The 20,740-nt window shown below is 73.7% G+C and carries 18 protein-coding genes and 1 pseudogene; 6 read left to right on the forward strand and 13 right to left on the reverse strand.

Annotated elements, in window-relative coordinates:
• Positions 1-187: 187 nt before the first annotated feature.
• Complete coding sequence (locus AB0I11_RS13260; protein ID WP_357318390.1) at positions 188-1,672, forward strand: sugar transferase; 1,485 nt, start codon at positions 188-190, stop codon at positions 1,670-1,672.
• A 12-nt stretch (positions 1,673-1,684) separates the two neighbouring features.
• Here AB0I11_RS13260 and AB0I11_RS13265 read toward each other — a convergent pair whose 3' ends face one another.
• Positions 1,685-2,815, reverse strand: coding sequence for a PP2C family protein-serine/threonine phosphatase (locus AB0I11_RS13265; RefSeq protein ID WP_357318393.1), 1,131 nt, complete (start codon positions 2,813-2,815; stop codon positions 1,685-1,687).
• A 95-nt stretch (positions 2,816-2,910) separates the two neighbouring features.
• On the opposite strand from AB0I11_RS13265, the gene AB0I11_RS13270 reads away from it, so the two are divergent.
• Positions 2,911-3,456: a MarR family transcriptional regulator gene (locus AB0I11_RS13270; RefSeq protein WP_357318396.1), complete on the forward strand. Its 546-nt coding sequence runs from the start codon at positions 2,911-2,913 to the stop codon at positions 3,454-3,456.
• Positions 3,457-3,574: 118 nt separating this feature from the next.
• Here the strand turns inward: AB0I11_RS13270 and AB0I11_RS13275 are convergent, their stop codons facing one another.
• Complete coding sequence (locus AB0I11_RS13275) at positions 3,575-5,239, reverse strand: PP2C family protein-serine/threonine phosphatase (RefSeq protein ID WP_357318399.1); 1,665 nt, start codon at positions 5,237-5,239, stop codon at positions 3,575-3,577.
• Between the two features lie 131 nt (positions 5,240-5,370).
• A complete protein-coding gene (locus AB0I11_RS13280; protein WP_357318402.1) occupies positions 5,371-6,630 on the reverse strand; it encodes an ROK family transcriptional regulator in 1,260 nt (419 codons plus the stop codon).
• Positions 6,631-6,679: 49 nt separating this feature from the next.
• Here AB0I11_RS13280 and xylA point away from each other — a divergent pair, with 49 nt between their 5' ends.
• From xylA to AB0I11_RS13295, 3 genes are all read left to right on the forward strand, one after another.
• Positions 6,680-7,867: a xylose isomerase gene (xylA, locus tag AB0I11_RS13285; RefSeq protein ID WP_357318405.1), complete on the forward strand. Its 1,188-nt coding sequence runs from the start codon at positions 6,680-6,682 to the stop codon at positions 7,865-7,867.
• Between the two features lie 11 nt (positions 7,868-7,878).
• Positions 7,879-9,327: a xylulokinase gene (gene xylB, locus AB0I11_RS13290; protein ID WP_357318408.1), complete on the forward strand. Its 1,449-nt coding sequence runs from the start codon at positions 7,879-7,881 to the stop codon at positions 9,325-9,327.
• Positions 9,328-9,476: 149 nt separating this feature from the next.
• Positions 9,477-10,895 carry an MFS transporter gene (locus tag AB0I11_RS13295; RefSeq protein WP_357318411.1) on the forward strand — a complete coding sequence of 473 codons (1,419 nt, stop codon included), beginning with the start codon at positions 9,477-9,479 and terminating at the stop codon, positions 10,893-10,895.
• A 54-nt stretch (positions 10,896-10,949) separates the two neighbouring features.
• On the opposite strand, the gene AB0I11_RS13300 is transcribed toward AB0I11_RS13295, so the two are convergent.
• The 5 genes from AB0I11_RS13300 to AB0I11_RS13320 form a co-directional block, all read right to left on the reverse strand.
• Entirely contained in the window at positions 10,950-12,593 is a 1,644-nt protein-coding gene (locus AB0I11_RS13300) for a glycoside hydrolase family 13 protein (RefSeq protein WP_357318730.1), read from the reverse strand.
• 69 nt (positions 12,594-12,662) lie between these two features.
• Positions 12,663-13,736, reverse strand: coding sequence for a LacI family DNA-binding transcriptional regulator (locus AB0I11_RS13305; RefSeq protein WP_357318414.1), 1,074 nt, complete (start codon positions 13,734-13,736; stop codon positions 12,663-12,665).
• A gap of 60 nt (positions 13,737-13,796) precedes the next feature.
• Positions 13,797-14,756, reverse strand: a complete 960-nt coding sequence (locus AB0I11_RS13310) for a carbohydrate ABC transporter permease (RefSeq protein WP_357318417.1) — start codon at positions 14,754-14,756, stop codon at positions 13,797-13,799.
• Between the two features lies 1 nt (position 14,757).
• Entirely contained in the window at positions 14,758-15,804 is a 1,047-nt protein-coding gene (locus AB0I11_RS13315) for a sugar ABC transporter permease (RefSeq protein WP_357318420.1), read from the reverse strand.
• A 71-nt stretch (positions 15,805-15,875) separates the two neighbouring features.
• Positions 15,876-17,216: an ABC transporter substrate-binding protein gene (locus tag AB0I11_RS13320; RefSeq protein WP_357318423.1), complete on the reverse strand. Its 1,341-nt coding sequence runs from the start codon at positions 17,214-17,216 to the stop codon at positions 15,876-15,878.
• Between the two features lie 265 nt (positions 17,217-17,481).
• On the opposite strand from AB0I11_RS13320, the gene AB0I11_RS13325 reads away from it, so the two are divergent.
• Complete coding sequence (locus AB0I11_RS13325) at positions 17,482-18,261, forward strand: peptidoglycan DD-metalloendopeptidase family protein (RefSeq protein ID WP_357318427.1); 780 nt, start codon at positions 17,482-17,484, stop codon at positions 18,259-18,261.
• A gap of 37 nt (positions 18,262-18,298) precedes the next feature.
• On the opposite strand, the gene AB0I11_RS13330 is transcribed toward AB0I11_RS13325, so the two are convergent.
• The 5 genes and pseudogenes from AB0I11_RS13330 to AB0I11_RS13350 form a co-directional block, all read right to left on the reverse strand.
• Positions 18,299-18,796 carry a TspO/MBR family protein gene (locus AB0I11_RS13330; protein WP_357318430.1) on the reverse strand — a complete coding sequence of 166 codons (498 nt, stop codon included), beginning with the start codon at positions 18,794-18,796 and terminating at the stop codon, positions 18,299-18,301.
• Between the two features lie 146 nt (positions 18,797-18,942).
• On the reverse strand, positions 18,943-19,086 hold the full coding sequence (locus tag AB0I11_RS13335) for a GPGG-motif small membrane protein (protein ID WP_165435832.1): 144 nt from the start codon (positions 19,084-19,086) through the stop codon (positions 18,943-18,945).
• Positions 19,077-19,854: pseudogene (locus AB0I11_RS13340) on the reverse strand (metallophosphoesterase). The gene AB0I11_RS13335 and the pseudogene AB0I11_RS13340 overlap by 10 nt, the downstream one beginning before the upstream one ends.
• Before the next feature lie 10 nt (positions 19,855-19,864).
• Positions 19,865-20,074 (reverse strand): hypothetical protein, encoded by a 210-nt coding sequence (locus tag AB0I11_RS13345; protein WP_357318733.1) that lies wholly within the window; start codon positions 20,072-20,074, stop codon positions 19,865-19,867.
• A gap of 56 nt (positions 20,075-20,130) precedes the next feature.
• Positions 20,131-20,709, reverse strand: a complete 579-nt coding sequence (locus AB0I11_RS13350) for a nucleotidyltransferase (RefSeq protein WP_357318434.1) — start codon at positions 20,707-20,709, stop codon at positions 20,131-20,133.
• Positions 20,710-20,740 lie beyond the last annotated feature (31 nt).

Raw genomic sequence — 20,740 nt, forward strand, 5'->3', positions numbered from 1 at the left:
GGCGTCCGCCGTACCGGTGAACCCGGTGCGGCGGAACGCTTTCCGGGCCGGGGAAAAGTGACAGCAACACGTCGGTATTAATCATCATCGATAATTATCGAGGCAGGATGTCGGTGTGCTCCGGGTCGGCGACCGTCCGTCGGCGCCGCCCGCCGTGGAGCCGTCCAGCGCGAGGTGGGGAGGGCCGATGAGCGCGGCTACGCTGCTGACCCCCGCCACCACCTCGGCGCGGCCCGGCGGGGGCGGTCCCGGCTCCGCCACCCGCGCCGCCGAACGGGCGTACATCCGGATCCTCGTGGTGCTGGACGCCGCCGTGCTGGCCGTGGCGATCCTCGTCGGGTACGCCGGCCGGTTCGGTGACGACCGGCCGAGCGGCTCGGAGATCCCGTACGTGCTGTTCGCGCCCGGGCTCCTGGTGGTCTGGCTGATCTCGCTGCGCGCCATGGGCTGCTACGACGACCGGATGCTCGGCTACGGCGCGGACGAGTACCGGCGGGTCAGCTCGGCGAGCCTGCGGCTGGCCGGCGGGATCGCGATCACCGGGTACATCGCCGACGTGGGCGTCTCCCGGGGCTTCCTGGCCATCTCCTTCGTGGTGGGCACCCTCGGCCTGGAGGTGGCCCGGTTCGGCGCCCGCAAGCGGCTGCACCGGGCCCGGTACCGGGGCCGGGGCTGGTCCCGCAAGGTGCTGGTGGTCGGCGACACCGCCCACGTGCTGGAGCTGGTGCACACCCTGCACCGCGAGCCGTACGCCGGCTACCGGGTGGTCGGCGCCTGCATCCCGGACGCGCTGCTCGCCCCGGTGCCGCAGCGGCTCGGCGACGTGCCGGTGGTCGGGTCGTTCCGCGGCATCCCCGAGGCGGCCACCGCCATCGGCGCGGACACCGTGGCGGTGACGGCCTCGGGTGAGCTGACCGCCACCCGGCTGCGTCGCCTCGGCTGGCAGCTCGAGGGCACCGGGGTCGACCTGGTCGTGGCCCCGGCGCTGACCGACGTCGCCGGCCCGCGCATCCACACCCGCCCGGTCGCCGGCCTGCCGCTGATCCACGTCGAGGCGCCCGAGTTCCGGGGCGCCCGGAAGCTGGTCAAGGGCTTCGTGGACCGGTCGGTGTCGCTGGTCGCGCTGCTCCTGCTGCTGCCCGCGCTGCTGCTGATCGCGCTCGCCATCAAGCTGGACAGCCGCGGGCCGGTGCTGTTCCGGCAGGTCCGCGTCGGCCAGGGCGGCCGCGAGTTCGGCGTCTTCAAGTTCCGCACCATGGTGGTCAACGCCGACGCCCTGCTGGCCGAGCTGGCCGCGCGGAACGAGACCGACGGGCTGATGTTCAAGATGCGCGACGACCCCCGGGTCACGCGGGTCGGCCGGCTGCTGCGCAAATGGTCCCTGGACGAGCTGCCCCAGCTGGCCAACGTCCTGCTCGGCCAGATGAGCCTGGTCGGCCCCCGGCCGCCGCTGCCCTCCGAGGTGGCCCGCTACGACGGCGACGTCGCCCGCCGCCTCCTGGTCAAGCCCGGCATGACCGGCCTCTGGCAGGTCAGCGGCCGGTCCGACCTGAGCTGGGAGGACGGCATCCGGCTGGACCTCTACTACGTGGAGAACTGGTCGCTCGCCGCCGACCTGACCATCCTCTGGAAGACCTTCGGCGCGGTGCTGCGCAGCCGCGGCGCGTACTGAGCCGGCGGCCGGTCAGGGCTGCGGGCCGAACCAGTCCAGGCAGACCACCACGGCGTCGTCGACCAGGTCGCCGGCGACGAAGGCGCGCAGGTCGCCGATGAGCGAGCGGACCGCCTCCAGCGGCTCCATCGGCCCGGTCCGGCGCAGGAACCGGTCCAGCGCGGTCTCGCCGTACCGGACCCGCTCGGCGGTCGCGTCGATCACCCCGTCGCTGACCACGAAGAGCCGGTCGTCGGGGCGGAGCTGGAACCGCTGCTCCTGGTAGTCCGTGCCGTCGAACATGCCGAGCGGGAACTGCTTCGTCAGCACCTGCTCGCTCACCTCGGCGTCGCGCAGCCGCAGCAGGCGGGGCGAGCCGGCGTCGACCACGGTCATCGTCCCGGTGGCGAGGTCCAGCTCCAGCAGCAGCGCGGAGAGGTGCTGCCCGCCCCGGTGCAGCGCGTAGATCGCCTGGTCGGCCAGGGCGGCCTGGTCGGCCAGGGCCAGCTGGGCGCGGCGGGCGTTGCGCAGCGCGTGGGTGGCCAGCGAGGTGAGCATCGACGCGGCCACCCCCTCGCCGCTGCCGTTGATCACCGAGAGCCAGAGCCGGGAGCCGTCGTCGGACCAGTCGAAGCCGTCGCCGCGCACCGCGTACGCGGGTTCGAGCTGGCCGGCGAGGCTGAACGAGGGCCGGACCCGGCTGCGGCCGGGCAGCAGCTCCCACTGCATCTCCGCGGCGAGCGTCAGCCGCCGGTCGCGCCGGGCGGTGAGGTAGATGTCGGTGGTGGCGGCCACCGCGGTCAGCTCGTGGCCGAGCGCGGTGGCGATCGCGTCCAGTTCGCGCAGGGCGTCCGGATCGCTCGGCACCGGCGAGACGTGCAGCACCCCGCGTCGCTCGCCGCGCATCCCCACCGGGAACCAGCCGGTGCCCGCCGCGACGACCGGCTCCTGGTGGTCGAAGCAGCGCCAGGCCGGGTGGCCCGGCCCGGAGACGGGCTCGCCCTCGCCGAGCGGCAGCAGTACGGCCAGCCGGTAGTCGACCTGGTAGAGCACCGTCCGGGTGATGCCGTACGACCGTTCCAGCTCGGTGGCGAGCCGGTCGACGAGCAGATCCGTCGGGGCGCCGGTGAGAGTCCGCCGCGCCAGATCCTCTGGTCCGCTCATCTTTGCTCCTTTGCACAGGTCGTCGGCCTGGTGGGGCGGGTAGTCTCGGGCCCACCATGGCCGAAGAACGCGGTCCGCACGGACCTGATGCGAGTATGGCCGCCGCGCTGGACGAGGCGGCGGCCACCCTGCTGGCTGTCTGGGAGGCCGCCCGGGAGCGGACCACGAGCCGGCTCTCCGGCGCCCAGTTACGCGCGGTCATGGTGGTGGAGCAGTACGACGGGATCAACCTGCGCCGTCTCGCCACGCTGACGGACATGCTGCTCTCCTCGGCCAGCCGGCTCTGCGACCGCCTGGTGGCCGCCGGGATGCTCGAGCGGGAGCCCGGCCGGTACGACCGGCGGGAGATCTCCCTGCACCTCACGCCGGCGGCGACCCGGCTCCTAAACGAGCTGCGGGCCGACCGGCGGCAGCGGCTGGAGCGGATCCTGGCCGGGATGAGCGCGGAGGGCCGGGCCGCCCTGCTGCGCGGCATGCGGGAGTTCGACGAGGCCGCCCGGCGGGGCGAGGCCGCCGCCACGGAAGGGGTGGTGCTGCTCCAGCCGGCCGGCGAGCCGGTGGGGACCGCACCGGCCGGCGCCGCTCCGGGCGAGCTGGGCCCGTCGCAGACCGGCGAGCCACCTGTGGCCCGCACCGCCTGACCGCGGCCCCTTCCGGGCCCGGGCGTCCCTGCCCCGGCTCCACCGACCGTCGGCCCGGCGCCCCCGCCGGGGCCCGGTCGGCCGGGCGGGTCAGGGCTGGGCGGGTCAGGCTGGGCGGTCAGGCCGGGGCCGGGGCCACGACGAGCATGGCGATGTCGTCGTGGACCTGCCCACCGAGCCACCCGTCCACCAGCCGGAGCAGCCGGTCCACCAGGTCGGCCGGCGGCCGGCCGGCGACGGAGGCCAGCGCCGCGCGCAGCCGCGGCTCGCCGAACATCTCCAGCCCGCCCGGGCCGCCGCGGGCCTCGGTCACCCCGTCGGTGTACGCCACCAGCAGGTCGCCCGGCGCGAGCCGTACCTCGGCCACGCCGAACCGGGCGGCGGCCAGCGCACCGACCGGCATGCCGCCCACCCGCACCGGCTCGATCCCACCGCCGGCCCGGACCACCAGCGGGTCGGGGTGCCCGCCGCCGGCCAGCCGGACCCGCAGCCCGCCGTCCGGCTCGCAGGTCAGGGCGCCCAGCAGCAGGGTGGTGAACTGGGCCCGCCGGGCCGCGTCCGGCGCGTCGAGCAGTGCCCGGTTGAGCAGGCCCAGCAGCTCCCGCGGCCGCGGCTCGACCAGGCGCAGCGTGCGCAGGGACTGGCGTACCCGGCCGGTCAGCACGGCCGCCCCGACCCCCTTTCCGCACACGTCGCCGAGCGCGAAGAGCGCGCCCGCCCCGGTGGGGAAGAGGTCGTAGAAGTCGCCGCCGATGCGCAGGCCGTCGCCGGCCGCCCGGTAGCCGCCGGCCAGCGCCATGCCCGCCACCGGGGGCAGGTCCGGCGGGAGGAGGCTGTGCTGCAGGACGCGGGCCAGGTGGGCCTGCTCGCCGAAGAGCTGGGCGGCGGCCAGCGCGGCGCCCGCCCGGGCGGCGAACTCCCGGGCGAGGGCCAGCTCCCGCCGGTCGAACCCGGGCCGGTCGGGGCGGCGGACCAGGATCAGCGCGCCGGCCGGGCCGCCGGCGCCGCCCATCGGGCTGACCAGCACGGCGCCGGGCCGGCCGAAGCCGGCGGGCAGCACCCCGGTCAGCTCGGCCCCCCGCCAGGGGCCCGGCTCCGGTGCGTCGCCGTCGAGGGCCCCGACCAGCCCCGGTACGGCGCCGAGCAGGGCCGGGTCGCCGACGCCGGCGGCCGGACCGGGGTCCCCGGCGGCGTACCGGATCCAGTGCGGGACCGGCCCGGCCGGGGGTGGCGGGCGGTGCACGACCAGCGCCGCGTCGGCCAGGTAGGGCACCGGCAGGGTGGTGGCGGCCCGCAGCGCCTGCTCCCGATCCAGGCAGAGGCCGAGCCGGCTGCCGGCCTGGGCCAGGAACCGGGTGCGGGAGCGTTCGGCGAGCAGCGCCGCGGCGCGGGCCCGTTCCTCGGTGACGTCCCGCACGTACCAGGCGCTGCGCCCGCCGGGCAGCTCACGCCGCAGCCCGTGCAGGTGCCGGCCGTGGTGCTCGGCGTCGAAGGTGTCGGCGCCCGCGCGGACCGCGTCCGCCAGGCCGGGCAGCGCGCCACCGGCCAGGTCGGTGCCGGGGCGCAGCTCCGGGAAGAGCGCGCCGGCCAGCGCGTTGACCAGGGTCACCCGGCCGCCGTGGTCGGTGGTGACGACCGCCTCGGCGAGGCCGTCCAGCAGCTCCCGGGCGAGGTGCGGGTCGGCCGGCAGCGTGCTCCCGGCCACCGGGCGGACCTGGGACGGGGCGGCCTGACCGCCGCCGCTGACCGGCCCGGCGGGGCCACCCCGGGGTGCCGTCGTCACCGCCGCTCGCGGCGCGCCCCGGCCGGTGGACCTGTACGCATGCTGTCGGTACACCCCTCGGTTGCCGGTTCGGTTGCCTGCCGGCAAGCGTACCGAGGGGGGCCGGGGAGCCGCACCGGGCAGCGCCCGGGTCAGCCGGACCGGGCCAGCCAGCCGACCGGCTGATCGACGATGCGGCGGACCACCGAGGCGGCCCCGCCGACCGCGGCGGACTGGGCGCCGAGCGCCGCCGGGCGGATGGTGACCGGTGACCACGCGGCGGTGAGGACCCGCCGGGAGACCTCCGCGACCACCGGTGGGCGCAGCCAGGGGGCGAGCGGGGCGTACCCGCCGCCGAGCACCACGGTGTCCAGGTCCAGCAGGTTGACCACGCCCGCCACGGCCACCCCGAGCGCGGTGCCGGCGTCCGCCAGGGCGGCCAGGGTGGCCGGGTCGCCGGCCCTGGCCAGGTCCGCCAGCCGGGCCGCGGCGGTGTCGGCGGGCAGGTCGGCGCCGGCCAGCCCGGCGCCGGCCAGGATCGCCTCCTGACCGGCGTACCGCTCCAGGCAGCCCTGGCCACCGCAGCGGCAGGGACGCCCGCGCGGGTCCACCGGGATGTGCCCGATCTCGCCGCTCCAGCCGCGGGCGCCCCGGTAGAGCGCCCCGTCGAGGACGATCCCGGCACCGATGCCGATCTCACCGGAGACGTGCAGGAAGCTGGCCGGTCCGGGCGGCCCGGCGTGCAGTTCGCCGAGGGCGGCCAGGTTCGCCTCGTTCTCCACCAGCAGCGGCGGGATCCCCGCCACCGGCTCGACCAGCGGCCGGCCGGCGAGCAGCCCGGGAACGTCCACGTCCCGCCAGCCCAGGTTGGGCGCGAGCCGTACCCGCCCGCCCTCGCCCACCAGGCCGGGCACCGCGAGCGCCGCGCCGGCCAGGGTCAGCCCGTCGCGTACCGCCGCCGCCCGGGCCTCGGCGGCGAGCGCGGCCAGCCGGGCCAGCGCGTCGGCGGGGGAGACCGGGCGCAGGTCGGCCCGGCGTACCAGATGGTGGCGGACCGTGCCGGTCAGGTCGACCACGCAGGCGGCCAGGTAGTCGACGTTGATCTCCAGCCCGAGCCCGGCCGGGCCGTCGGCGGCCAGCACCAGCCCGCGGGCCGGCCGTCCGGCCCCGCTGCGCGGCGCCGGGTCCGCCTCGGCGACCAGCCGGCCGGCGATCAGGTCGTCGACGACGGCGGAGACGGTGGCCCGGGTCAGCCCGGTCGCGGCGGCGATCTCGGCGCGCGAGGGTGGGCGGTCGGCGGCCGCGATCCGCCGGAGGACCACCGCGAGGTTGAGCTCGCGGAGGCTGCCCTGCCGGACCGCCCCGGCGGTGCTCGTGCTGGTCACCCCTTGACACTGCCACACCGCGGTCATTTAATTCAACCGTTGAACAAATTGGCGACAACACCACCGGAGGTCCGCCATGGCACCCCGTCCCACCCCTGCCGACAAGTTCTCCTTCGGGCTCTGGACGGTCGGCTGGCCGGCCCGTGACCCGTTCGGCGACGCGACCCGGCCCGACCTGGACCCGGTCGAGGCCGTCCACAAGCTGGCCGAGCTCGGCGCGTACGGGATCACCTTCCACGACGACGACCTGGTCCCGTTCGGGTCCGACGCGGCCACCCGGGACCAGCACATCGCCCGGTTCCGCAAGGCCCTCGAGGAGACCGGCCTGGTGGTGCCGATGGTCACCACCAACCTCTTCACCCACCCCGTCTTCAAGGACGGCGGCTTCACCAGCAACGACCGTGACGTGCGCCGGTACGCGCTGCGCAAGGTGCTGCGCAACGTCGACCTCGCCGCCGAGCTGGGCGCGAAGACGTTCGTCATGTGGGGTGGCCGGGAGGGCGCCGAGTACGACCTGGCCAAGGACGTCCGCTCGGCCCTGGACCGCTACCGGGAGGCCGTGGACCTGCTCTGCCAGTACGTCGTCGACCAGGGCTACGACCTGCGCTTCGCCCTCGAGCCGAAGCCGAACGAGCCGCGCGGCGACATCCTGCTGCCCACCGTCGGGCACGCGCTCGCCTTCATCTCCACCCTGGCCCGCCCGGAGCTGGTCGGGCTGAACCCGGAGGTCGGGCACGAGCAGATGGCCGGGCTGAACTTCGCGCACGGCATCGCCCAGGCGCTCTGGCAGGGCAAGCTGTTCCACATCGACCTCAACGGCCAGCGCGGCATCAAGTACGACCAGGACCTGGTCTTCGGCCACGGCGACCTGATCAACGCGTTCGCCCTGGTCGACCTGCTGGAGAACGGCGGCCCGAACGGCGGCCCCGCGTACGACGGGCCCCGGCACTTCGACTACAAGCCGTCCCGGACCGAGGACATGACCGGGGTGTGGGCCTCGGCGGCCGCGAACATGCGGACCTACCTGCTGCTCAAGGAGCGGGCCGCGGCGTTCCGGGCCGACCCGGAGGTGGCCGAGGCGCTGGCCGCCAGCAAGGTCGGCGAGCTGGCCACGCCGACCCTGGGCGACGGTGAGGGCTACGCCGAGCTGCTCGCCGACCGCTCGGCGTTCGAGGAGTTCGACCCGGCGGCCGCCGGGGCGAAGGGCTTCGGTTTCGTGCGGCTCAACCAGCTCGCCGTCGAGCACCTGCTCGGCGCGCGCTGAGGCCGGCCGCCATGCCGCTCGTCGCGGGGGTGGACTCGTCCACCCAGTCCTGCAAGGTGGTCGTCCGGGACGCGGAGACCGGCGCGCTGGTCCGGCAGGGCCGCGCGCCGCACCCGGACGGCACCGAGGTCGACCCGCACGCCTGGTGGGACGCGCTGCTGGCGGCCGTCGGCCAGGCCGGCGGGCTGGCCGACGTGGCCGCCGTGGCGGTCGCCGGCCAGCAGCACGGCATGGTCTGCCTGGACGAGGCGGGCCAGGTGGTCCGGCCGGCGCTGCTCTGGAACGACACCCGGTCCGCCGACGCCGCCCGCGACCTGGTCGCCGAGGCCGGCGCCGGCGAGGCCGGCCGCCGGTTCTGGGCGGACGAGACCGGCTCCGTGCCGGTGGCCAGCTTCACCGCCACCAAGCTGCGCTGGCTGGCCCGGCACGAGCCGGCGAACGCCGAGCGGGTGGCGGCGGTCTGCCTGCCGCACGACTGGCTCACCTGGCGGCTCGCCGGCGCGCCCGGGCTGGACGCGCTGCGCACCGACCGGGGCGACGCCAGCGGCACCGGCTACTGGTCACCGCGAACCGGCGGATACCGGCTGGACCTGCTGGAGCGGGCCCTCGGGCGGCGGGTGCGGGTGCCGGAGGTGCTCGGCCCGGCGGAGCCGGCCGGCCGGCTCGACCCGGCGGTGCTGCCGGGATCCGACGGCGCGGCCGGACCCGTCCTGCTCGGCCCCGGCACCGGGGACAACGCCGCCGCCGCCCTCGGCGTGGGGGCTGGGCCGGGCGACGTGGTCGTCTCGATCGGCACCTCGGGCACCGTGTTCGCGGTGGCCGACACGCCCGCCGCCGACCCGACCGGCGCGGTGGCCGGCTTCGCCGACGCCACCGGCCGGTTCCTGCCGCTGGTCTGCACGCTCAACGCGGCCCGGGTGCTGGACGCCGCCGCGGCGCTGCTCGGGGTCGGCCACGACGAGCTGAGCGAGCTGGCCCTGGCCGCCCCGCCCGGCGCGGACGGGCTGGTCATGGTGCCGTACCTGGAGGGGGAGCGGACGCCGGACCGGCCCACCGCCACCGGCGCCCTGCACGGCCTCACCCTGGGCACGTCGAGCCCGGCCCACCTGGCCCGGGCCGCCGTCGAGGGCATGCTCTGCGCGCTCGCCGACGGCCTCGACGCGCTGACCGCGCAGGGGGCCCGCGCGGACCGGATCATCCTGGTCGGCGGCGGGGCCCGCTCCGCGGCCGTACGCCGGATCGCGCCCCAGGTCTTCGGCCGCCCCGTGGTGGTCCCGCCGCCCGGCGAGTACGTCGCCGACGGGGCCGCCCGCCAGGCCGCCTGGGTCGCCCTCGGCGGCGCGGCGCCGCCGTCGTGGACCCTCGCCGACACCGAGGAGTACGCGGCGCAGCCGGTGCCCGCCATCCGGGAGCGCTACGCGCGCGCCCGGGACCTGGTCGTCGACCGGGTAGCGGGCTGAGTCGCGGGCGCCGCCGGCGGTCCCGTACCGCCGGCGGCGCCCCGCCCGGCCCGGCCCCCCGGGGCGATGTCCCGGCGACCGCCGGCGAGTGCTCGGCGATAGTCCGGGACGGGTGGCGGCCGGCGGCCGATCCTGGTTGGGTGCCAGGCATGACCTTGGGCACCGAGCGCACCACCCGGGGCGGGGGAGCGACCCACCGGCTCTACAGCGTGGTCGTGTTCGTGCTGCTGGCCTCCCTGGACAACGTGGCGATCGGCCTGGTTCCCCCGCTGTACGGGCCGATCTCCGGTGCGCTCGGCGTGCCGCAGCGGCTGCTCGGGCTGGTCACCGCGGTGAGCTTCCTGGTCAGCGCGGTCGCCGCGGTCGGCTGGGCGTACGTGGGTGACCGGACCAACCGCAAGCCGCTGCTCATGGTGGGCACGCTGATCTGGGCGGCCGGCACCGGGGGCAGCGCGCTGGCCCAGCACTACCCGACGTTCCTGGCCGCGCAGCTGGTCGCGGCGGTCGGGCTGGGCGCGGTCGGCTCGGTCGGCTTCTCGGTGGTCACCGACCTGATCTCGCCCCGCCGCCGGGGCCTGGTGATGAGCTTCTGGGGGCTGTCGCAGGGGGTGGGCACGCTGGCCGGCACGCTGGCCGGCGGCATCCTCGGCGCCGTCGACTGGCGGCGCCCGTTCCTGGTGCTCACCGTGGTCGGGCTGGCCGCCACCATGGCGTACCTGTTCACCTACGACATCCGGCGTGGGCAGAGCGAGCCGGAGCTGGCCGCGGCGCTTGACGCGGGCGGCGAGTACGACTACCGGATCAGCCGCGCCGACCTGCCCCGGATCCTGGCCCGGCGGACCAACCGCTGGCTGATCCTGCAGGGGCTGACCGCGCAGGCCGCGTTCGGTTCGCTGGTCTGGCTGCCGGTGCTGTTCAGCCAGCGGGCCGAGGCGCAGGGCTACTCGGCGGCCACCGCCGTGGTGGTCGGCAGCGTCTTCGCCACCCTGTTCCAGCTCGGCGGGGTGCTGTCGATCGTGGGCGGGCTGGCCGGCGACGCGCTGCAACGGCGTACCCCGAGCGGGCGGGCCCTGGTCGCGGCCGTGGGCATCCTCGTGGCGGTGCCGTTCTACCTGGTCCTGTTCTTCGTGCCGATCCGGATCGACGTGCCGGACGGCGGCAGCTCCGGCGCGGTGATCGGCGCGGTGCTGCGCAGCGTGGTCACCGAGCCCACGGTCGGGCTGAGCCTGCTCACCGCCGTGCTCGCCCTGGCGCTGACCTCGGCCAACTCGCCGAACTGGTTCGCGCTGATCGCGGACGTCAACCCGCCCGAGCACCGGGGCACCGTCTACAGCCTCGGCAACCTGGTCAACGGGGTGGGCCGGGCGGCCGGCAACGGGCTGGTCGGGGTGGCGTTCGCCGGGCTGCGGGCGGCGTTCCCGCCGCCGCTGAACTATGCCGTCGGGCTGGCCGCGTTCCAGCTCTTCTTCATTCCCACCGGCGTCATGTACTGGCTGGCCGCCCGCACCTCGCCGGGGGACATCGAGTCGGTCCACGACCTCCTGCACACCCGCGCCGACCGCCTGTGAGCAAAAGGCCCCGGTCCACGCCGCGTGGCGTGGACCGGGGGCCCGCCGCACACCTCAGCCGCGGTACCACACGGTGACGTCGGTGCCGACGGCGTCGCCCTCCAGCGGGGCGCTGGCCACCAGCACCTCCGCGCCGGCCGGCAGCGGCACCGGCTCCGCGCCGAAGTTGGTCAGCACGGTGAGGTCGCGGTTGGTGAAGATGACCACCTCGTCACCGGAGGAGAGCCAGCGCAGCGGACCGCGGCCCAGGCCGTGCTCGCGGCGCAGCCGCAGCGCCGTGCGGTACAGCTCGTAGGTCGAGCCGGGCACGCCCTGCTGCCGGTCGAGCGCGTACTCGGCCCAGCTCGGAGGCTGGGGGAGCCAGCTCGCGTCGGTCGGCCCGAAGCCGTACGACGGGGCGTCGGCCTCCCACGGGATCGGCACCCGGCAGCCGTCCCGGCCGCGCTGGGTGTGCAGGCTGCGCTCCCAGGTCGGGTCCTGCCGGGCCTCGTCCGGGAGCGTGGTGTGCTCCGGCAGCCCCAGCTCCTCGCCCTGGTAGAGGTACGCCGAGCCGGGCAGGGCCAGCATCAGCAGGCTGGCCGCCCGGGCCCGGCGCAGGCCGAGCGCGGCGTCCGGCTGCGGGTCGCCGATGCCGATGCCGTTCGGCCGGCCACCGCCGACCGGCAGGCCGAGCCGGGACGCGTGCCGGACCACGTCGTGGTTGGAGAGTACCCAGGTGGTCGGTGCGCCGACCGAGTCGGTGGCCTCCAGCGAGCGGGTGATCACCGCGTACTGGGCCGGGGCGGTCCAGGAGGCGAGCAGGTACTCGAAGTTGAACGCCTGGTGCATCTCGTCGGGGCGGACGTAGCGGGCCAGCCGCTCGGCCGGCTCGACCCAGGCCTCGGCGACCAGGATCCGCTCGCCGTCGTAGCCGTCGAGCACCCGGCGCCACTCGCGGTAGATCTCGTGCACGCCGTCCTGGTCCCACATGGGCGGGCGGGGCTGGTCGACCTCCTGGCCGGAGAGGATCTCCTGCGGCTCCTGCCAGTCGGCCAGGTCGGCCTGCTTGATCAGGCCGTGCGCCACGTCCACCCGGAAGCCGTCCACCCCGCGGTCCAGCCAGAACCGGAGGATGTCCAGGAACTCGGCGCGCACCTCGGGGTTGTCCCAGTTCAGGTCGGGCTGGCCGGAGTCGAACAGGTGCAGGTACCACTGCCCGTCCGGCACCCGGGTCCAGGCCGGGCCGCCGAAGACGCTCTGCCAGTCGTTGGGCGGCTGCGCGCCCTGCGGGCCCCTGCCGTCCCGGAAGACGTACCGCTGCCGCTCGGCGCTGCCGGAGGTGGCCGCGAGCGCGGCCTCGAACCAGCGGTGCCGGGACGAGGTGTGGTTGGGCACCAGGTCGACGATGACCCGCAGCCCGCGCGCCTTCGCCTCGGCGATCATCTTGTCGGCGTCGGCCAGGGTGCCGAAGAGCGGGTCGACGTCCCGGTAGTCGGCCACGTCGTACCCGGCGTCGGCCTGCGGCGACGGGTAGAACGGCGACAGCCACACCGCGTCGACGCCCAGCTCGGCGAGGTGACCGAGGCGGGCGGTGATGCCGGGGAGGTCACCGATGCCGTCGCCGTTGGAGTCGGCGAACGAACGCGGGTAGATCTGGTAGATGACGGCCTCGGTCCACCAGCCGGTGGCCGGTTCCTGCTGCGTCGCGTCGGTGTTCAGAGCATTCTCCCTGTGTCGTGCGGTGACCGTCTCGGTCGTTCCCGGCCGTCGCGCGGGCGGCCGGATCCTTCAGTGTGCCCGGGGCGGCGCGGTCGATTCCCGCACCACCAGCCGGGTGGGCAGGATCACCGGGGGCGTCGGCGGGTCGCCGGTGGCCGCCGCGCCGCGCGGCGCGGGCACCAGCCCCGGGTACGGTTCGGCAGCGCCGACGCCGAGCGGATCGAGCAGGATCCGGGCGGCGAGCAGCCCCTGCTCGGCCGCCGGTTGGGCGATGGTGGTCAGCCCGAGCGCCGCCGCCACGTCGTGGTCGTCGACGCCGATCACGCTGACGTCCTGCGGCACCCGCAGCCCGGCGTCGCGCAGCGCGGTCAGCGCGCCCATCGCCATCTCGTCGCAGGCGGCGAAGATCGCGGTCGGCGGTTCGCCCCGGGCCAGCAGCTCGGCGGTGGCTCGGGTGCCGCCGTCGATGGTGAACGTCGACTCGACGTCGAGGGTCGGGTCGGGCCGGATGCCGGCCGCGCGCAGCTCCGCCTGGTAGCCCCGCCGGCGGTCCAGGTGGGTGGTGAAGGCCAGCTCGTCGTCCGGGTCGCCGGAAATGTGCGCGATCCGGGTGTGGCCGAGGTCGAGCAGGTGCCGGGTGGCGGTCCGGGCGGCCGCCACGTCGTCGATGCGTACGCAGGGCCAGCCGGGCACCCCGCTGCCGGAGCTGACGGTCACCCCCGGCAGCTCCAGCTTGGTCAGCGCGGTCACGTCGGCGGGGCGCAGCGGGGTGGCCACCAGCACGATGGCGTCGACCCGCTTGTGCAGGCTGGCGGTGCGCAGCACGCGCCGCCGGGTCTGCTCCCGGCCGCCCAGGTTGTAGAGCAGCAGGTCGTAACCGTGCTCGTGGAGGTGGGCCTCGACCGCCTCCACCACGGTGGCGAAGAACCAGCGGGTGATCCGGGGCACCACCACGGCGACGGTGCCGGTCTTCCCGCCGGCCAGTCGGGAGGCGCTCGGCGAGACCGCGTACTGGAGTTGCTCGGCGGCGGCGAGCACCCGGTGCCGGGTGGCGGCCGAGACCGTCGGGAGGCCCCGTAGCGCCCGGGAGACCGTGGCCGTGGAGACCCCGGCCAGCCGGGCGACGTCGTCAATCTTGGTCATCGGTGTTCCCGCCTCCGGTCCGCGACCGCCGCCGCCGGAGGCCGGCGGCGGCGGCGCGGATCAACCCTTGACGCTGCCGGCGAGCAGACCTCGCACGAAGAAGCGCTGGAGGGACAGGAACACGATCAGCGGTACGACGATCGACACGAAGGCGCCGGCGGTCAGCCGCTGCCACTCGTTGCCCCGGGTGCCGGCCAGCTCCGCCAGCCGCACGGTGAGCGGGGCGGTCTCGTTGCCGCCGCCCGCGAAGATGAGCGCCACCAGCAGGTCGTTCCAGACCCAGAGGAACTGGAAGATGCCGAACGCCGCCAGCGCGGGCGCGATCAGCGGCAGCACGATGGTGCGGAAGATCTTCGGGTGGGTGGCCCCGTCGACCCGGGCCGCCTCCATCAGGTCGCCGGGCAGCTGCGAGATGAAGTTGTGCAGCAGGAACACGGCGAACGGCAGCGCGAAGCAGGTGTGCGCGAACCACACCTGGGCGAACTTCTGCTCGTCGACCAGGTCCCAGGCCGGGAGGATCTGCACGCCGCCGAGGGTGACGCCGGTGGAGAAGAACCGTAGCAGCGGCACCAGGGCCATCTGCAGCGGCACGATCTGCAGCGCGAAGATCCCGATGTAGACCCAGTCCCGCCCCTTGAAGTTCATCCACGCCAGCGCGTACGCCGCGAGCGACGCGAACGCGAGCGGGAAGAGCACCGAGGGGATGGTGATCGCCAGCGAGTTGATGAAGTAGCTGGCCAGCTGCCCGGACGAGCCGGTGCTGAACAGCACCTCCTGGTAGTTCTCCAGGGTGACCTGTGGGTTGCTGAAGAACGTCCACCACCCGGTGGTCTTGATCTCGTCCTCCGGCCGGAGCGAGGAGATGAACAGGCCGAAGGTCGGGATCGTCCAGAGCACCGCGATGACGATCGACACAAGCGTGGCGGTACGGCTGTTCAGGCGCTTGCGGACCCGGGCGGCCCGGGTGATCGGCTCGGTGGCCTGGGCGCCGACTCCGACGGTGGGCGTGGCGGTGGTCATCTCAGCCCTCCCGCTGCTTGCGCAGGTTGCGGATCTGGTAAATCACGATCGGGATCACCAGGACGAACAGGAACACCGCCAGGGCCGAGCCCTGCCCGTTCTCCTGGTAGCGGAACGCCTGGTTGTACATCTCGGTCGCGATGACGTTCGTGTCGTAGTTGCCGTTGGTGGCGGTCCGGACGATGTCGAAGACCTTGAGCGTGGCGATGGAGAGCGTGACCACCACGACGACCAGCGCCGGCCGGATGCTCGGCATGGTGATCTGCCAGAACATCTGCCACGGGCTGACCCCGTCCAGCCGGGCCGCCTCGACGATGTCGGCCGGGATGGCCTTGATGGCGGCCGAGAGCACCACCATCGCGAAACCGGCCTGGATCCAGACCATGATCACGATGAGCAGGAACGTGTTGAGCGGCGATTCGAGCAGCCACTGCTTCGGCTCGCCGCCGAGACTCACCACGATCTGGTTGAGCAGGCCGATCTGGTCGCCCTCACCGCGGTAGGCGTAGACGAACCGCCAGATGATGGAGGCGCCGACGAACGAGATCGCCATCGGCAGGAAGATCAGGGACTTGGCGACCGCCTCGAACCGGGCCTTGTCCACCAGGACCGCGTAGATCAGGCCGAACCCGGTGGCCACCAGTGGCACCAGGATCACCCAGATCAGGGTGTTGGTCAGGACCCGGACGATCGATTCCTCGGAGAACATCCATGCGTAGTTCTGCAGGCCCACCCAGTTGGTGCTGCTGGAATCCATGAAGGAGAGCAGCGTGGTGCGGATGGCCGGGACCACCAGCCCGATGGCCAGCAACAGCAGCGTCGGCAGCAGGAAGAAGAACGCGAACGCGCCCTCGCGCTGCTTGCGCCGGCGGGGCAGCGGCACGCCGGCCATCGAGGCGGCGACCAGCTGTGCCTCCCGGCGCCGGGCGAACCAGCTCGGCACCACGTCGAGGAGCAGGAGCAGTCCGCCCACCACCGCGACGAAAGCGATCAGCCCGTACATCAGCATGAGGAACTTCGGCTGTTCCGCCGCGAAGTCGAACTCCATCAACCCTCCTTCAAGGGTTCGGTTGTGAGCGGTGGCCCGGTCCACGACGCGGACCGGGCCACCTGCTCAGCTCACTTCCAGCTACCCTCGATGCCGTTCAGGACGGAGTTGGTGTCCTTGCCGTTGATCCAGGCCACCATGCCCTTCCAGAAGGTGCCGGCGCCGACCGCGGCCGGCATCAGGTCCGAGCCGTCGAAGCGGAAGACCGTCTTCTCGTCCTGGAGGATGCCCACGGAGAGCTTGTCCACCGGGTTCGGGACGTTGTTCAGGTCCAGCTTCTTGTTCGCGGACACCCAGTCACCGATCTTGGCGCGGCTGTTGGCGTACTCGCCGGAGGCCAGGTAGGTCTGCACCGCCTGGACCTCGGGCCGGTCGTTGAACGCGCCGACGAACTCGCCGCCGCCCAGCACCGGCTTGCCCTTGGCCGGGTCGATGGCCGGGAAGTAGAACGCGAAGACGTCGCCGTCCTCGGCCACCTTGGTGCCCTGCGGCCACTGGTTGGCGTAGAAGGACGCCTGCCGGTGCAGCGCGCACTTGCCGGTGGTGATCGGCGTGCCGCCCTCCTGGAACGCGGTGGTGGCGATGCTCTTCACGCCGCCGAAGCCACCGTTGACGTACTTCTCGTTCTTCAGGATGGTGCCGGCCCGGTTGACCGCGTCGACGACCTTCGGGTCGTTGAACGGGATCTGGTGGGTGGTCCACTGGTCGTAGACCTCGGGGCCGCCGGTACGCAGCAGCACGTCCTCGATCCAGTCGGTGGCCGGCCAGCCGGTGGCGTCACCGGACTCGATGCCGGCGCACCACGGCTTGGTGCCGCTGGCCGCGATCTGGTCGGAGAGCTTGATCATGTCGTCCCACGTGGTGGGGACGGTCCAGCCCTTCTCCTTGAAGGTCTTCGGCGAGTACCACACGAAGGACTTCACGTTGGAGCCGAGCGGGGCGCCGTAGAGCTGGCCGTTGACGGTGCTGTACTTCAGCCAGTCGGGGGAGTAGTTCTGCTCCGCCATGGCCTTGGTGTCGGCGCCGACCGGCTTGAGCTTGCCCGCGTCGACGAACCGCTTCAGCAGGCCCGGCTGCGGGATGAAGGCGAGGTCCGGCGCGTTGCCGCCGTCGACCCGCACGGGGAGCTGCGCCTCGAACTCGGCGTTGCCCTCGTGGTCGATGTCGATGCCGGTGCACTCCTCGAACTGCTTCCAGGACTCGTTGAGGCGGTCGGCCTCGATGTCCCGGATCGACGAGTAGATGCTGACCTTCTTGCCGTCGTGGCCCTGGTACTTCTCGTATGCGGCGCACTCGGCGGAGCCCGCCTTGCTGCTCTTCTTGTCGTTGCCCGTGCCGCAGGCGGTGATGCCGAGCGCCAGGCCCAGCACGCCGGCGATCGCGAGAGCCTGGCGCGATCTGGCAAACGCCATGCCGATCTCCTTCCTAGCCGGCGCGTGGAGGGAATCGAACCCGCGCCGGTCCGATGGTCGTCCCCACATGTAAGCGCTTGCATCCGCCCAGGTCCACCCCCTGGCGGACACGGCCCGGTAACAATCCAGAAACCCGCCCACCGGCAGTTGGACACGCTCCCACACTCCGCCCATCGAGCCATCACCGGCGGTCCCTTCCCATCGATGGAGGTTTCTGTCACCCTGTCCCTATCCCATCGAAAGAATTCGACATAGGAGGCAGTGGATGCGCAAGCGGTGGTTCAGCCTCGCAACCGTGGGCGCGGTCCTCGCGGCCACCCTGGTGCCGGCGGCCCCGGCCATGGCGGCGCCGACCTTCAAGGTCCCGTTCCCGTGCAACCAGTCCTGGTCCGGGCAGACCCGGTCCGACCACAGCCCGGCGTACGCCGTCGACTTCAACCGCACCGACGACCTCGGTGACCCGGTGGTGGCCAGCGCCCCCGGCACCGTCGACCGGGTCACCGACCTCGGCGGCACCAGCTACGGCAAGTACGTCCGGATCGACCACGGCAACGGCTACACCACCTACTACGCGCACCTGAGCAGCTTCAACGTCTCGGTCGGGCAGACCGTCGGCTACGGCCGGGTGATCGGGTACGTGGGCAGCACCGGCGGCTCCACCGGCCCGCACCTGCACTACGAGCAGCGGCTCAACGGCAGCGACGTCCAGGTCCGGTTCAACGGGGCCCTGGCCCTCTACTGGGGCACCAAGACCTACACCAGCGACAACGGCTGCTCCGGCGCGAACACCGGCGCCGGCACCGTGAACACGACCTCCGGTGTGGCGCTGACCGTCCGCTCGGGCCCGGGCACCGGCTACAGCGCGGTCGGCACGGTGGCCGACGGCGCGAAGGTGACCATCTACTGCCAGACCAGCGGCACCTCGGTCAGCGGCACCTACGGCACCAGCACGATCTGGGATCGGATCGGCTCCGGTCGGTTCATCTCCGACGCCTACGTCTACACCGGCTACGACGGCTACATCCCGGGCGTGCCCCGCTGCTGACCCGGGCCGTGGGGCCCCGACCCGGGGCCCCACGGGCTCAGCTGTTCAGCCGCCAGATGGTGAAGTTGAGGGCGGCCGCGAAGGTGACCCAGGCCCAGTACGGGGCCAGCAGCCCAGCCGCCGGCCGGGAGACCCGCCCGGACAGCACCACGGTCGCCCCGACGGCCAGCCACATCAGCACGATCTCGGCGAACGCGAGGCCGTACCGGCCGGCGGCGAAGAAGAGCGGGGTCCAGATCGCGTTCAGTACCAGCTGGACCACCCAGGCCCAGAGCGCCGGGCCCCAACCGGCCCGCTGCCAGACCAGCCAGCCGGCGACCGCGATCAGCCCGTAGAGCACGGTCCAGACCGGGCCGAAGAGCCAGGACGGCGGCGCCCAGGACGGCTGCGCGAGGCCCGCGTACTGCTCGCTGGTGCCCCGCACGCCGAGCCCACCCACCGCCGCGGCCGCGGTCACCGCCGCGCCGAAGCCGAGCAGGGCCCACCACCGCCGCGCGCCGCGGCCGGCGCGCCGGATGCTCCCGGAGATCGTCATACCCCGGCATGCCCCGGCCGACCGGTCGGCAAACCGGGCCGGACACGCCGAACGCCGAGGTCGCCGGGGCCGGAAGCTCCTGTCTGGGAGGACGGAGATCCGGGCCCGACGACCCCGGCGGGTCAGGGGTGGAAACGACCTGTCGGCTAATTGAAGATGCTGACGCCACCCGGGCCGACGAGCAGACCGACGATGATGAGGACGATGCCCCAGAGGATCTGCCGGCGGAACAGCGCGAGGATGCCGGCGACCACCAGTACGACTGCGAGAATCCAGAGAATCAGCTCCATGGCGGCTGAATACCCGGTGGTCCGATCCAGGAAACCTGCCCGTCAGTCCAGCTGATCTCCCAGGTGGAAGATGCTGTACGCCTGCTTGATCACCGGGTGGGCGACGTTGCGGACCCGCACCCCGCCGGGGGTGGTGCCGCGCTCGCTGCCGTGGTGGGCGTGCCCGTGCAGGGCCAGCGCGGTGGGCGCCGAGTCGATCGCCTGGCCGAGCTGGTAGCAGCCGAGGAACGGATAGATCTCCAGCGGTTCGCCGGCCAGCGTGTCCGGCACCGGCGAGTAGTGGGTCAACGCGACCAGCCGGTCGCAGTCGAGCCCGAGCAGCGCCGCCGCGAGCGCGTCGGCGCTCTCCCGGGTGGTCCGCACGAACGCCTTCATCTCCGGCTCGCCGAAGTCGCTGGCGCAGCGGCCGGCGAAGCCGCCGCCGAAGCCCTTCACCCCGGCCACGCCGAGCCGCCCGCCGGCGCAGTCGAGGACGATCCCGGTCCCCTCCAGCACGGTGATCCCGACGTCCTCCAGCACCTTCACCACCTGTGGCACCTGGTCGCACTGGTGGTCGTGGTTGCCGAGCACCGTGATCACCGGCACCCCGAGGTTGCCGAACTCCTGCGCCACGCAGCGCGCCTCGGCCTCGGTGCCGTGCCGGGTCAGGTCCCCGGCCAGCAGCAGCACGTCCGCGCAGTCGGGCAGTTCCTCCAGCGCCGGCCGGAACCGGCCCACCACGTCCTCGTCCAGGTGCACGTCTCCGACGGCGGCGATCCGGATCACCATCGAACCTCCCTCACGGCAGCTCCTCGACCTGGCTGGGCGCCTGGGTGCGGATCACCCCGATGTCGCTGGTGATCGGCACGTGGGGGAAGCGCTCGGCGACCCGGCGCAGGATCTCCTCCCGCCGGTGCGGGCTCTCCACCTCGCCGTAGATCACCAGCCCGCGCTCGCGGTGCACCACGGTGATGCCCTGTTCGGCGACGGACGGGTCCTCGGCGAGCATGCTCTGGATCTCCGCCTCGAGGTACTCGTCGGGCGGGGCGTCGCCGTGCGGTCCGGTCACGGGGTCTCCCTTCCTGCGGACGCGCCGGGCAGCACGTCCAGGCGGTCGAGCAGCACCAGGAACGCCTCGGCGTACGGCGAGTGCTGCGTCTCCTTCCGTACCCGGTCCCAGTCGATCTGTTCCCGCAGCGAACGGGCCAGTGGCAGGGCGCGGGCGAAGTCGCAGTAGTGCTGCGAGAAGCTGAGCAGCTTGTGCACCATGAGCTGGCTGGCCGAGAGGACCGGCATGTGGATGGCGTCCACCGGCCGCACGATGGTGTCGGCGAAGGTCTCCTCGGTCACCGGGGTCTCGATCGGGCGGTGGATCAGGTCGACCATCCGCCCCTCGTCATAGACCTTGACCAGCCAGTCCTCGGGCGGGCGCTCGGCGGTGAAACCGGCCGCCACCAGGGCCTCCAGCGCCTGGTCGACGTCCTGCTCCCGGATCAGGAAGTCGACGTCGTGGTCGCTGGAGTGGCCGCCGTGGGCGTACACGGCGAAGCTGCCGCCGAGCGCGAAGGGGATGTCGGTCTGCTTGAGCACGGCGGCGACCTTCTTCAAGGTGTGCACCAGGGTCTCGTCCCCGCGCTCGGCCATGTCTGGTTCTCCCGTCGTCGTGGGTGGCGGT

The sequence above is a fragment of the Micromonospora sp. NPDC050495 genome (assembly GCF_040655175.1).
In the GTDB taxonomy this organism is placed as follows: domain Bacteria; phylum Actinomycetota; class Actinomycetes; order Mycobacteriales; family Micromonosporaceae; genus Micromonospora.